Origin of the sequence: Enterococcus sp. AZ194, from assembly GCF_051713825.1 — a bacterium.
GTDB lineage: Bacteria > Bacillota > Bacilli > Lactobacillales > Enterococcaceae > Enterococcus_K.
This window is the reverse complement of record NZ_JBIOQR010000001.1, coordinates 2,691,873-2,705,824: the sequence shown is the minus strand read 5'-3', so window position 1 is coordinate 2,705,824 and position 13,952 is coordinate 2,691,873. Positions and strand designations below refer to the sequence as shown.

Annotated in this window: 12 protein-coding genes; 9 read left to right on the top strand and 3 right to left on the bottom strand. The window is 38.0% G+C overall.

Annotated elements, in window-relative coordinates:
- Window positions 1-312: 312 nt before the first annotated feature.
- From IGI37_RS12740 to IGI37_RS12730, 3 genes are read right to left on the bottom strand one after another with little or no spacing between them, the layout of a single operon-like run.
- Window positions 313-942, bottom strand: coding sequence for an ECF transporter S component (locus tag IGI37_RS12740; RefSeq protein ID WP_438762348.1), 630 nt, complete (start codon window positions 940-942; stop codon window positions 313-315).
- Window positions 942-1,496: a phosphopantothenoylcysteine decarboxylase gene (gene coaC, locus IGI37_RS12735; protein ID WP_438762347.1), complete on the bottom strand. Its 555-nt coding sequence runs from the start codon at window positions 1,494-1,496 to the stop codon at window positions 942-944. Before coaC ends, IGI37_RS12740 begins: the two co-directional genes overlap by 1 nt.
- Window positions 1,493-2,296, bottom strand: coding sequence for a phosphopantothenate--cysteine ligase (locus IGI37_RS12730; protein WP_438762346.1), 804 nt, complete (start codon window positions 2,294-2,296; stop codon window positions 1,493-1,495). Before IGI37_RS12730 ends, coaC begins: the two co-directional genes overlap by 4 nt.
- 274 nt (window positions 2,297-2,570) lie before the next feature.
- Between IGI37_RS12730 and IGI37_RS12725 the strand changes: the two genes are divergently transcribed.
- The 9 genes from IGI37_RS12725 to lacD all read left to right on the top strand — a co-directional run bounded on the left by IGI37_RS12725 (window position 2,571) and on the right by lacD (window position 13,875).
- Window positions 2,571-3,113 carry a helix-turn-helix domain-containing protein gene (locus IGI37_RS12725; RefSeq protein ID WP_438762345.1) on the top strand — a complete coding sequence of 181 codons (543 nt, stop codon included), beginning with the start codon at window positions 2,571-2,573 and terminating at the stop codon, window positions 3,111-3,113.
- Window positions 3,114-3,132: 19 nt separating this feature from the next.
- On the top strand, window positions 3,133-4,215 hold the full coding sequence (locus tag IGI37_RS12720; protein ID WP_438762344.1) for an ABC transporter ATP-binding protein: 1,083 nt from the start codon (window positions 3,133-3,135) through the stop codon (window positions 4,213-4,215).
- An 11-nt stretch (window positions 4,216-4,226) separates the two neighbouring features.
- Complete coding sequence (locus IGI37_RS12715; protein WP_438762343.1) at window positions 4,227-5,036, top strand: ABC transporter permease; 810 nt, start codon at window positions 4,227-4,229, stop codon at window positions 5,034-5,036.
- Window positions 5,033-5,863: an ABC transporter permease gene (locus tag IGI37_RS12710; RefSeq protein WP_438762342.1), complete on the top strand. Its 831-nt coding sequence runs from the start codon at window positions 5,033-5,035 to the stop codon at window positions 5,861-5,863. The genes IGI37_RS12715 and IGI37_RS12710 overlap by 4 nt, the downstream gene beginning before the upstream one ends.
- A complete protein-coding gene (locus tag IGI37_RS12705; protein ID WP_438762341.1) occupies window positions 5,860-6,933 on the top strand; it encodes an ABC transporter substrate-binding protein in 1,074 nt (357 codons plus the stop codon). The genes IGI37_RS12710 and IGI37_RS12705 overlap by 4 nt, the downstream gene beginning before the upstream one ends.
- Window positions 6,934-7,768: 835 nt before the next feature.
- A complete protein-coding gene (locus IGI37_RS12700; RefSeq protein ID WP_438762340.1) occupies window positions 7,769-9,940 on the top strand; it encodes a MucBP domain-containing protein in 2,172 nt (723 codons plus the stop codon).
- Window positions 9,941-10,900: 960 nt separating this feature from the next.
- Window positions 10,901-11,635 (top strand): GntR family transcriptional regulator, encoded by a 735-nt coding sequence (locus tag IGI37_RS12695; RefSeq protein WP_438762339.1) that lies wholly within the window; start codon window positions 10,901-10,903, stop codon window positions 11,633-11,635.
- Between the two features lie 23 nt (window positions 11,636-11,658).
- The gene (locus IGI37_RS12690; protein WP_438762338.1) at window positions 11,659-12,831 is read left to right on the top strand and encodes an SIS domain-containing protein; all 1,173 of its coding nucleotides are present in this window, start codon (window positions 11,659-11,661) and stop codon (window positions 12,829-12,831) included.
- Window positions 12,832-12,861: 30 nt separating this feature from the next.
- On the top strand, window positions 12,862-13,875 hold the full coding sequence (gene lacD / locus IGI37_RS12685) for a tagatose-bisphosphate aldolase (RefSeq protein ID WP_438762337.1): 1,014 nt from the start codon (window positions 12,862-12,864) through the stop codon (window positions 13,873-13,875).
- Window positions 13,876-13,952: the final 77 nt, after the last annotated feature.

The window sequence follows — 13,952 nt, the reverse complement described above, 5'->3', positions numbered from 1 at the left end:
CCTCTTTTTTTCGGGTCAATTCTCGGACAGCTTTTCTTGTAAATTAGTAGAAGCCTCTACCAAAAAGGACAAATATACCCTGACACCGCCCGCCTATGAAAAGAGTACTCAATCTGAATTAACAACCTACCAAGTAAAACGCTACTGCGGTTTTTTCTATTTCGCAAGATATCAAGGCGAAGTCTAAAAATAGGCGTGGTGTAGTCAAAAAAGCCGTCAAAACGAGCCGTAAATCTGCTGTTTTGATGGCTTTCTTTTTTTGACTAGGGAGAAAAACTTTTTCTTAAGTTTCCTCTTTTGTCGTCTGTTTTATCATTTGAAATGATTCATTTTGAGTAGTCGCAATAAGACCGCACAGACGGCCGCTGTAGCAATACCCGCTACGATTGCTTCTGGCACACCACTCGTAAAAATCACTGCTAATACGGCGGTATAGACAGCTGATCCACCTTTTCCGATAACCGTCGCATAATCCTTTTGAAAAAGAAAATAAATTAGATTCATTACCAAAATCGTATTGATTAATGAACCAAACAGGCCGGCCATAAATAACGAAATCGACTGGTTACGTTCTTTTAGCAATTTTTTCATCCCTAGATAGACAAAATAAGGGACAATACCGATTAGGATACGTGGCACAACGGCAATAATTAAGGCTTTCCAGCTACCTGTATCCGTGCCAATGACTGGGATAAAGGGCGAAAAGACAAACGATAAAGGCGTTTGTATCACCGTACTCCGAATCATACTAATAATTCCGAAGATTCCGCCGAGGGTACCGCCAATCTTTGGACCTAAAATAATCGATGCAATAATCACTGGAATATGCATGGTTGTTGCATTAATTGGCCCAATAGGAATAAACCCTAGCGGAGTGACTGCTAGTAGAATCATGATTGCCAAAAACATGGCGGTTAAGGTGAACTGTTTCGTATTTTTCACTAGTGTTTGCTCCCTTGATTCAGTGTTTCTGTTACGCTGTCGATAATATCAGGAATAGTAGCTAGCGCCCCTTTTCCGTAATCGCCACAAGCAAGTAGCGCTTCCCGAGGTTCGATTTCAGTATAGCCTAGATCCTTTAACCAACGAAGGTTTCGTTGATTAACTGGGTTTTGATACATATACGTATTCATCGCAGGAGCAATTAGCTTGGGCACTTCGATTTTTAAGGCCATCGCTACAGTCGAGAGCATATCATCAGCAATTCCATTAGCGAGCTTTCCAATAATATTGGCAGTCGCTGGGGCAACTAAGAATAAATCGGCTTTTTTTGCAAGCTCGATATGGTTGATTTTATCTGGAAAGTTCTCTTGCATGACATCTGTGTGAACGAAATTTTTTGAAAGAGATTGTAAGGTTAGAGGGGTGATGAACTCCGTACTGCTTTGAGTCATAATTACTTCCACATTATAACCTAATTTTACTAGTTGATTAGCGATATCAGCACTTTTGTAAGCTGAAATACTTCCTGATACACCTAAAAGAATTGTTTTCATAGTTGATTCTCCCTTAGTGCTTCAACAATTAATGAAGCAATCTCTTGTTTAGTAGATCCTTTGGCAACAAGCCCATTTTTTGAAATGAGATACCCAATATGCTGCGTCTCAGTAATTGATTCTAAGTCATTAGCCAAAACGAAATCCGCTGAGTTTTTCTGTAAATTCTCACCAGCAACTTTGAACAGTTCCTCTTTGTCTACGCCAACTAATAACTTAAAGCCTACAAGTTTGGTTTGAGGCTGTATTTGTTTAATTAGCTGGATGATTTTAGGATTCTGTTTTAAAACCATCAACAAATGATTAGCTTTGGAAGAGATTTTCTTTTCCGTCGTCTTTGAGTGAGACAGCTGTTGAAAGAGCGCTTCGAATTTGTCGTAAGATTCTAGTTGCTCAGGATTATCTAACAAGTTCTGATAAAATTCCTGTAACAGTGTTTCTTGTGCACGACTAGACTCTGGGGTGAAGTCGCTCACTGCCATGCTATGAATCACGGCCTGATAGGGATATTGGGTTAATAATTCTTCCATCCTATTTTTTAAATCCATAGTTGACTCGATATAATGAAGGTGAAGACGCGCATGATGCTCGGGTAAAACGGCCTGTCGAGTCGTAATATAGTCGATTTCCATATTCGTATTTGCTAAAAAAGTTTGGGCAATCTGCTGACCCAGTCGTCCTGTTGAGTGATTGGTAATCGAACGAACGCTATCAATCGGTTCTGAGGTACCGCCAGCCGTCACTAAAACACGTTTGGTTACAGATTTCATGTGAGTGGAGGCCTCTGTCGTTTGTTTCATGAGTAAGCTCCTTTTAAGACGTTTTCATTATCTTATCACAGACTATATAGGTGTCAAAGGGTTCTTACTCACTTTTATAAAAAAGTAAGATTGTTATTTTTTTGGTTAAATGAGTTCCTAAAAATATTCCGCCAATTTTCTATCATTTTTCGAGAATATTTTTGCAAAAGTTCTTGTTTTTCTTGTAAAAATTCGTATACTAAATAAGGGTATTAAACTTGTAGTTTAGTATTAGAAAACTTTTCTAACAAAATTTGATAGTTGGAGGTGAGCCATGGAGATTGGTGATAAGCTGCGCAATTTGCGCATACAAAAAAATTTAACCTTGGAAGAATTAGGGGAACGAACGGATTTAACCAAGGGCTACCTTTCTCAATTAGAGAGAGAGTTAAGTTCTCCTTCAATGGAAACTTTTTTTAATTTACTTGAAGTTCTCGGCGTAACCCCAGAAGAGTTTTTTAGCCAAGAGATGAATGATCAAAAAGTCGTCTATAAAGAAGTCGATAGTACGATTTATTTTGATGAAGAAAACGGCTATGAATTAAAATGGTTGATTCCCGATTCTAATGAAAATGAGATGGAGCCCGTTTTGATTACTTTTGAAAAAAAAGGTGAGTATAAGACGTTTGAACCGTCCTTATCGGAAACCTTTGTTTATGTATTAGATGGTAGTATCGCACTACGCCTAGGCAGTAAAACCTATACAGCAAAAAGAGGCGAGTCTATCTATTATCAAGCGACTGAGCCTCACCAAATTAAGAACTATTCTCGAGGAAAAACCCGTGCCTTGATTGTTGCTACGGAATCCTATCTATAATCAACAAAGGAGTGAAGAAGTGAGTACAATTATTTCTTTTAAAAATGTCGTAAAACAGTACGATGATGAAGTGATTTTGAAAAACGTAAGCTTTGAGATTGAGCAAGGGAAATTTTATACACTTTTGGGACCTTCAGGCTGTGGTAAGACGACTATTTTGCGAATCATCGCAGGCTTTACTGAGGCGACAGAGGGGGATATTTTATTTGATAACCAACGCATCAATGATATCCCTGCCAACAAACGTTTGGTGAATACTGTCTTTCAAGATTATGCATTATTTCCTCACATGAATGTCTTTGATAATGTGGCATTTGGTTTGAAGATTAAGAAGATGCCTAAGACCGAGATTGAGAAAAAGGTCAAAGAGGCCTTAAAAATGGTTCAGCTTCCAGGGTATGAAACCCGCGAAATCAGCGAAATGTCTGGTGGACAACGACAACGTGTCGCAATTGCACGCGCGATTGTCAATGAACCAAAAGTCTTATTACTTGATGAACCGCTGTCTGCTTTAGACTTAAAGCTGCGCACAGACATGCAGTACGAGTTACGTGACTTACAACAACGACTAGGTATCACATTTATTTTTGTGACTCACGATCAAGAAGAAGCTTTGGCGATGAGTGATGAAATTTTTGTTATGAATAAAGGAAAGATTGTCCAAAGTGGCTCACCCGTCGATATCTATGACGAGCCAATTAACCATTTTGTGGCCGATTTTGTTGGTGAAAGCAATATTGTCAATGGAACGATGGTCGAAGATAATCTAGTCGAGTTTGTTGGCAAACAATTCGAGTGTGTCGATGGTGGGATGAAAGAAAATGAAGCTGTTGAAGTCGTTTTGCGGCCGGAAGATTTAACGATTACCACACCAGATAAAGGGAAATTAGTCGTAACAGTAGATACTCAACTCTTCCGTGGCGTTCATTATGAAATTGTCTGTACAGATGAAGATAAAAACGAATGGGTCGTTCATTCGACACGCAAAGCGAAAGAAGGTAGCAAGGTTGGCCTTTCTTTTGAGCCCGAAGATATCCACGTTATGCGGTTTAATGAATCAGAAAAAGACTTCGATGCTCGTCTCGAAAGTTACGAAGAGTAGGGGGCAGGCAAATGAAAACAATGCGTCGGATTTATTCCGTTCCTTACTTTATATGGCTCTTACTATTTGTCGTGGCGCCTGTTCTGCTCATTATTTATCAATCATTTTTTGATATGAATGGTCAGTTTACTTTAGCCAACTATGCGACGTATTTTACTTCAGGAACTTATTTATGGATGACCTTTAATTCTGTTTGGTATGCCTTTTTGATTACCTTATTTGCGTTATTAATTAGTTATCCAACTGCCTATTTTCTAACGAAGTTAAAACACAAACAGCTGTGGCTGATGCTGATTATTTTACCCACATGGGTCAATTTATTGTTAAAGGCCTATGCCTTCATCGGAATATTTAGTATCCATGGCAGCGTCAATCACTTCTTTGATTTTCTAGGTATCGGTCCAAAACAAATTTTATTTACTGATTTTAGTTTCTTATTTGTTGCGACCTACATCGAGATTCCTTTTATGATTATGCCAATTTTTAATGCACTCGAGGAGTTGAACCCTTCGTTAATCAGTGCCAGTCGAGATTTAGGCGCAAATAATCTAGAGACTTTCCGAAGAGTCATTTTTCCTTTGTCATTAAACGGAGTCAAAAGTGGCGTTCAAGCAGTCTTTATCCCGTCCCTTTCTTTATTCATGCTGACCCGCTTAATCGGGGGCAATCGTGTGATTACTCTAGGGACAGCTATTGAACAGCATTTCTTAGTGACACAGAACTGGGGAATGGGTTCAACCATTGGCGTCATTCTAATTATTGCGATGTTCCTAGTTATGTTACTAACAGGTGAAAAACGAAAAGGGGGGCGGACAAAATGAAGAAACTGTTCAAGTGGTCCCATCTTTATTTGGCTATTGTTTTTCTTTTACTCTATACACCGATCTTTTATCTGATTTTTTACTCGTTTAATGAAGGTGGCACTATGAATGAGTTCACCAGCTTTACTTGGGAAAACTATCGCGCGGTTTTTGAAGACACTCGTCTCGTAATTATCGTGTTAAATACCTTTTTCTTAGCCTTTCTCGCGGCTTTAATTGCGACAATTATTGGGACGTTTGGGGCGATGGGAATTTATTACACCAAAAAACGGCGTGCACGAACGGCCTTACTCAGTGCCAATAATATTTTGCTTGTCTCACCCGATGTCATTATCGGAGCTAGTTTCTTAATTTTCTTTACACTGATTGGTTTTAGTTTAGGCTTTAATAGCGTATTACTTTCACATATCGCCTTTAGTATTCCGATTGTCGTACTCATGGTTTTACCAAAGCTACAAGAGATGAACGACTCGATGGTGGATGCAGCAAGAGATCTAGGTGCCAGTAATTTCCAGGTAGTTAAAAATATTATTTTGCCGTTTTTATCGCCAGGGATTATTGCAGGCTATTTTATGGCCTTTACTTATTCACTAGATGATTTTGCTGTTACCTTCTTTGTGACAGGTAACGGCTTTACCACACTCTCTGTTGAAATCTATTCCCGTGCTCGTCAAGGGATTAGTTTGGAAATCAATGCGCTGAGTGCTTTAGTTTTCTTATTCTCCATGATTTTAGTCGTGGGTTACTACTTTATCAGTAAAGATAATACCTCTCGAAAGGTTCGAAAAAATCGTCGAGGTGCAAGAGAGGTGGCAAAAATTCAATGAAAAAACTACAATCTTTATTTCTAGGAATCCTTGCCATTATTCTGATTCTTTTCGTTTCCGTACGTCAATTGGAAAAAGCTAGCGGAATGGCTGGTGCTGATATTGTCACTATTTATAATTGGGGCGATTATATCGATCCTGATTTGATTAAAAAATTTGAAAAAGAATATGGCTACAAAGTCAACTATGAAACTTTTGACTCAAACGAAGCTATGTTCACCAAAATTCAACAGGGTGGAACGGCCTATGACATCACGATTCCTAGTGAATACATGATTCAAAAAATGATGAAGGAAAAGCTTTTATTACCAATTGATCATTCCAAACTGACAAACTTAAAGAATATTGATGAACGCTTTTTAAACTTAGATTTCGATCCAAATAATCAATACTCGATCCCTTATTTTTGGGGAACCTTGGGGATTATCTATAATGATAAATTCGTCGATGCCAAAGATATTCAGCATTGGGACGATTTATGGCATCCCGAGTTAAAGGACAATGTTATGTTAATTGATGGTGCAAGAGAAGTTATGGGGCTTTCATTAAACAGTTTAGGCTACTCGCTGAACAGTAAGAAAATAACTGAATTGGACCAAGCCTCAGAAAAACTAACGGGCTTAACAACGAATGTTAAAGCTATTGTCGCAGATGAAATCAAAATGTATATGATTAATGAAGAAAGTGCAGCAGCCGTAACTTTTTCAGGTGAAGCAGCCGAAATGCTCGAAGAAAACGAACACCTTCATTATGTGATTCCATCTGAAGGCTCCAATCTATGGTTTGATAATATTGTCATTCCCAAAACCGCCAAAAACATCACCGGTGCCTATGACTTTATTAACTTTATGTCTGAGCCTGAAAATGCGGCCCAAAATGCCGAATATATTGGCTACTCAACCCCAAACAAGGTTGCCAAAGACCTGTTACCAAAAGAAATTTCAGAAGATAAACAATTCTACCCAGACGACCAAACCATCGAACACTTGGAAGTCTACGAAGATTTAGGCGCCAAATACTTAGGCATCTATAACGATTACTTCTTAGAATTTAAGATTTATCGTAAATAAGATGGAACCCAACTGAAATAGCTTTAAATCAATGAACGAAGAGCTGAAATCTTGCCGCCATCATGTTGAGGCTGGGACTTATAAATTTATGTCCCAGCTTCTTTTTATCCGAATAAACGGTGGATATAGAAGCAACTCCATCTGCACGTTGTTCCGCTCTCAACAACTTCTACGCATGAGACATGCTAGAGTTGAAGGTCTTCACTCCGCCCCATCAATTTCTAAAGGTGGAACACCTTTAGAATTGATGGACTGCGTTCCGCTCTCAACAACTTCTACGCATGGGACATGCTAGAGTTGAAGGTTCTTATTGCTGTAAAACACAACGAAGTATGAGTTGATGTTGCACAGTATCTACCCGGTTCTCGGAGTGAAACACTTCTGTCCCAACCTCTTTTTGCTTTTCCGTTTCTTTGCTAGGCAATCTTTTACAAGTAGTCTGTATAGGATCTGACTACAGCAAAAATTTATAAAAAAGTTTTGATTCCTTAAGAAACGGTTTATTTCCAAACTTTTCATTTCCTTATTCTCGAACTATTTCTACTAATGACTTTAGTTTTTATTTCCCCATACCTTCAAAATTATTTATATTTTCCCTAATAAAAATCCATTATTTCATTCGACTTTTCTAACTATTTTTGTATATTTTGACTATAATATATGTTTCTAGAAGAAGAAAATCATCGAAAAAGCTAATTTATAGGCTTTTTTCAAAAACAACACTATACAAAACGATGATTAAATATACAACGAATTATTAGGGGAATTGTAAAAAAAGTGCTATACTTTCGACGGTATATGTTACCAATTTTATATTTTTGAGGAGAGTTCATAAATGAAAAAAGGATTTAGTATGATAGTCTCAGGAGCTTTGATTCTTTCTAATCTTCTGACGATAAGTGTTCAAGCAGTAGAATTGAATCAACCAACAAGAAATACGAATACAGGAGATTCCACCACGGAACTTAACCATTTGATGAATCCCCAATTATCAAGCAGTACATCAACTAATGAAATCGTTTCAGATAATGTTCAATCAAAAGAGGAGATAAATGATACATCCTCACAACAACCACCAGCTACTAATTCAACAACATCCAGTACAACAGATACGACCGTTTCTACAAGCGAACGCACGGTTAATAAAACATCTGAGTCTATAAATGAGGGGCAAAATCCGAAGATAGATAACAAAAAGGCTCAATCTTCAACCACCCCGACAGCAAGTGAAATAACTATCACTGTCAATAAAATCACTGAATGGACAAGTCCAGACTTCACTCAGCATCGATTTGTTAATAATACTACCGAATTAACAGGTACTGTGGGTGAAGGATATACAATAAATTCAGATTGGCAAAGCTCTAAAGTTAAAAGAGTTGATGGAGCATTAACTGGAATATTTAGTGAGGATAAGCAGGTAAACATCTACTATTATCCTACTTCAGCCTCTGTGCACATCAATTATGTTGATTCTAATGGTGGAAATTATAGAGATGCAGGGTTCCCAAATAGTGTGAATATAGCCTACTTAGATGACACATTTAAATCGAAATCTTGGGATGCACCAAAAAATGATGATGGTACGTATACACATCTTCATGAGATAAATAATGGAATGATTTATGATATTCCTGATTATGTAACTGTAGATGTCATGGAAGGAAACCAAGTAGTCGAAGAAATCATTCCTGCAAGTGCACATATAAAACCAGACAAGTTTTTTATTGAAGGCTGGGCTGAGACTACCCAATTTACTTTTGGTCTAGACTCGCTAAACGCACCGGCAAAATATGATTTAGTAAATTCAAAAGGGCGTGGGAAACGAATAGACGTTAACTATCATTATAAACAGGTAGAAGAACAGACTGAAGGGAAAGCAAATGCAAAGTTTTTTGATATGGAAACTGGAGAACAGATTGCCTCTCCTAAAACTAAGACAGGTACGTTAGGGGAAAGCTATGACTGGGACAAAGAAAAAGAGTTTCATGGATATAAGCTAGTTCAGACATTTGGTTATGATAAAGGTACATTTACAAAAGAAGATCGAAATGTTGATTTTTTGTATAAGAAATATAAAAAAATTGCCGTTCTATCACTCTTTAAAGATATTGATACTGGCAGAAAGTTACAAGACGATGATGGCATGTTCGGTATGACAGTGGGAGATTCTTATCACATGAATGAAATAGGACAATTGCGAGACCCTATCTTAAATTCTGAATATGAATTCGTCAAAGTAGTTACCAATAATGACAACCCTCTTTCTGCAGTTTTAGATGAGGATATGGTGAACAATGGAGATGTTGAAGTAACGTATTATTTCAAAAAACGAACCGCTCCTCTCCCTTATCTGAAAATGACCCCTATTCGGACAAAATTCGTTGACTTAGATGGTAAATCTATCGCGGAGGATGTTGTTACATCGCAAAAGCTGGGAACTGATTATCAAACGAAAGCGTTAGACATTGCTGGCTATCGACTTGTTCACACCGACGGAAATGCTAAGGGCGTCGCAGGTGAAACAGAAGTTGTCGTCACTTATGTTTATCAAAAAGAAACGGTAAAATCTTCGCAGGTAACAGTAAAATATCAAGATACAGAAGGGAACAAACTATCTGATGATGTTATTTTACTAGGAAATGTCGGTGATTCGTATGCGACTGAACAAAAGAAAATTAGCGGGTACACTTTTAAAGAAGTCAAAGGAATAACAGATGGCAAGTTCTCAGATAAGTCACAGGTTATCATATTTATTTATACAAAAGTAACAAGTGGGGGAACTGGAGACACAGATACATCAGGAACTTCTGAAAGAGGAACAAAACCTGATGGAAGTAACAAGATTGAAAACCAATCTAGACCAACTGTTTCAAACAAAACAAAATCTCTACCTAAGACAGGTGAAAGTACACAAGGAAGCTTTATACTAGGACTTTTAGGGGGACTTACTGTTCTTAGTGTAGCAATAATTGTATTTAGAAAAAGATTTGTACCTAAGAAATAAACTCATTTTTTTTAAGTCAATCTCTAAAGGAAATTTTGGGAATAAAAAGAGACGATATCAGAAAGGTTTATCTTTAGAGATTCATGAGATCGGAGTCCTTCAATTCTTAAGGTGTTTCACCTTTAGAGATTGATGAGATCGAAGTGAATTTACGGAGTGAAGCTGCCGTTTTTTCTGGGACCACTGTTTATTCGAATGCTAAGAGGCTAGAGGCTAGGACATAACTTCATAAGTTATGTCCTAGCCTCTTTTTATCCGAATAAACAGGTCGATACAGAAGGGACTCCATCTTCACGTTGTTCCGCTCTCAACAACTTCTACGCATGAGACATGCTAGAGTTGAAGGTCTTCACGTTGTTCCGCTCTCAACAACTTCTACGCATGAGACATGCTAGAGTTGAAGGTCTTCACGTTGTTCCGCTCTCAACAATTTCTACGCATGAGACATGCTAGAATTGAAGGTCTTCACGTTGTTCCGCTCTCAACAACTTCTACGCATGAGACATGCTAGAGTTGAAGGTCTTCACGTTGTTCCGCTCTCAACAATTTCTACGCATGAGACATGCTAGAATTGAAGGTCTTCACGTTGTTCCGCTCTCAACAACTTCTACGCATGGGACATGTTAGAGTTGAAGGTTCGAAAAATAAGCTGAAATTGCTGTGAAACACTATTTACAAAGTAAATAGATGTAGAACAGTACCTACCTGGTTCTCGGAGTGAAACACTTCTGTCCCAACCTCAAAAATTAGAGAATAATCACACAACTGGTATCTAAATAAAATAACAAGTTCGTAATTTAACTAGATGATTTTTTTGTTTTTTTACAACATATAAACCTTACAACAAAAGTGTTTTTATCAAAACCTTCGTTTTATTTAAAAATAAAATCATTGACAAATAACGAATATAGATATACATTGGTCACGTGGTAGTAACCAGTTGAAAAGGAGTAATGATTCGTGAAAGATACATATAAAAAACAACCTCTTTATGATCAATTAGTTGATCTCTTAAGAGAAAAAATAGAAACAGAATTTGGTCCAAATACGATGTTGCCTTCTGAAAGGGAGCTAGTGGAACAATATGGGGTAAGTCGGACAACCGTTCGCCTTGCTTTACAAGAATTAGAGAAGATGGGGTATATTTATCGGCGACATGGGAAAGGGACGTTTGTTTCCGATTTAAGTAAGAAAACGACAAACTTATCTGGGACGTATAGCTTTACCGAACAAATGAAGTCGCTAGGAAAAATTCCAGAAACAAAAATTTTGGCATTCGAAAAGATTGAAGCCAATAAGTTTTTAGCAGAGCAGCTGAATGTTTCTTTAGGTGAGGCACTCTACAAATTAAAACGCTTACGTTCAGCTGATAATCAGCCTATGATGTTAGAACGATCCTACCTTCCTGTAAAGATGTTCTTAGGAATGGATGTTCAGCAACTAGAAAGCAAACCATTATACACCCTTTTTGAAGAAAATTATGAGCAAACGATTCGTGTCGCTGATGAAGAATTTTACGCCAGTTTGGTGACAGGAAAAGATGCAGAGATATTACACCTAATGGAAAGCTCTCCAGTGCTTCACTTAGTCAGAAAAACGTATAACACCAAAAATGAACTGATTGAGTTTACTCGAAGTGTTGCAAGAGCCGATCAATTCCGCTATAGAATTAGCCATGTTCGAGTAAATGATTAATTAACTGAATGGAGGAAAAAAGAATGTTTCAGCAGTCCGATAATCAACTAAAAGAGTTAGGGGCAATGATAACTACTAGAGAAATTCAACAACAACCAGAGTTATGGCAAGAGGTTAGTCAATCATTTGAAAAGAAGGCCAATGAAATTGCTACCTTTTTAGCATCGATACTACAAGAAAATGAGGTGCCTATCCGAGTTATTTTTACAGGGGCGGGAACCTCACAATACATTGGGGATACGTTAGTGCCTTATCTTAATCAAGCCGGGAACACAAAAGATTTTTCGTTTGAAAGCATTGGTACAACAGATATTGTCGCTGCACCGCAAGATTATTTTACGATAGAGCGCCCAACCTTACTCGTGTCATTTGCCAGAAGTGGAAACAGTCCAGAAAGCTTAGCAGCTGTACAATTAGCGAATCAGCTGATTCAGACGGTTTACCATTTAACGATTACCTGCGCAAGTGAAGGAATACTTGCTAAAAATTCTACAGATGATGGGAAACATCTTCTTTTACTGATGCCAAAAAGATCCAATGATGCAGGTTTTGCAATGACCGGAAGCTTCACTTGTATGCTTTTAACAGCATTACTAACCTTTGATTCAACTGATTTTGACAAGAAAAAAACGTATATTGAAGCAGCTGTACAATTAGGCAAAGAGGTCATCGAGCGAGAAACGGCTGTTCAAAAGTTTCTTGATGCTGAGTTTAATCGAATTGTTTATCTTGGCTCAGGAAGTCTAGCTGGTCTCACTAGAGAGGCGCAACTGAAAGTTTTAGAACTGACTGCAGGTAAAGTAGCTACTGTTTTTGATTCCTCTATGGGGTTTCGTCATGGACCAAAATCATTTGTTGATAAAAAAACGCTTGTTTTAGGTTTCTTAAATAATGATTGTTACACGCGTCAATATGATTTAGATGTTTTAGAAGAGGTCCACGAAGATAAAATTGCTCAAAATATCATAGCAATTGGGCAAAAAGGGACGATCAACTTTTCTGGAAATCAATTCACATTTCAGACAGAAGCTGTTTGTCTTCCTGAAGCTTATCTTGTGTTACCAGAGATTATGGTCGCACAACTGATTGCCCTTCTAACTTCAATCAAAGTAAAAAATACTCCGGATACACCTTCAGCAACGGGGACTGTGAATCGTGTGGTAAAAGGCGTTACGATTCATCCATATAAAAACTAGGCAGTACGCAAAATGATAGGAGTGTCAAACATGTTAAAGCTTTCCAAGAAAAAGAAAGAAAAGATGGATTTATTGTCAACAAACACAGGGCGAATTAAAGCACTAGCTATCGACCAACGTGGCGCGTTAAGAAAGATGATGGCGCAAATAAAGATGCAGGCACATGGCACCCATTTAGAACCATTGACTATTTCAAGAATTGAAGAATTTAAAATGCTTGTCTCTGAAGAGCTAACACCCTATGCCTCTGCAATTTTATTGGATCCAGAATACGGCTTACCCGCAGCGCACGTAAGAGATGAACATTCAGGGCTGTTACTTGCTTATGAAAAGACAGGCTATGATGCTTCTACTCCAGGACGACTCCCCGATTTGTTGAGTGATTGGTCTGTCGTACGCTTAAAACAGGCAGGGGCAGATGCGGTGAAATTTTTACTGTATTATGACGTAGATGAAGCCGAGTCGATTAACCATCATAAGCAAGTGTTTGTGGAAAGACTTGGTAGTGAATGCGCGGAAGAAGACCTTCCTTTTTATTTAGAACTTGTGTCATATGATGCAACTATATCTGATAGTGGTTCAAAAGAGTATGCGCAAATAAAACCGCATAAAGTAATTGACATGATGAAAGAATTTTCCAAACCCAACTATAAGGTAGACGTCTTAAAAGTTGAAGTGCCAGTAAATATGAACTATGTTGAAAGCTTTTCTTCTAATGAAAGCGTTTATACGAAAGAAACGGCAGCTAGCTATTTCAAAGAACAGAGTGAGGCTACTGACTTGCCGTTTATCTTTTTAAGTGCAGGCGTTTCCGCACAGCTATTTAAAGAAACCTTGGTTTTCGCACATGATGCCGGCTCAACCTTTAATGGCGTTTTATGCGGACGTGCAACTTGGAGTGGCGGAGTTCAGCCTTTTGTAGAAGTAGGAGAAGGGGCGACACGTAATTGGCTTAGGGAAATAGGGAAAGAAAACATCACTTCCTTGAATAAGGTGGTCGAAAAAACGGCTCATCCTTGGTATGAAAAAGTAGAAATCATCTGACAGGATTCAGCCTATTCTATCAAATGACGCACACAAATACCAAAGAGGAACAGACGACAGCTTAATCGGATACGAAG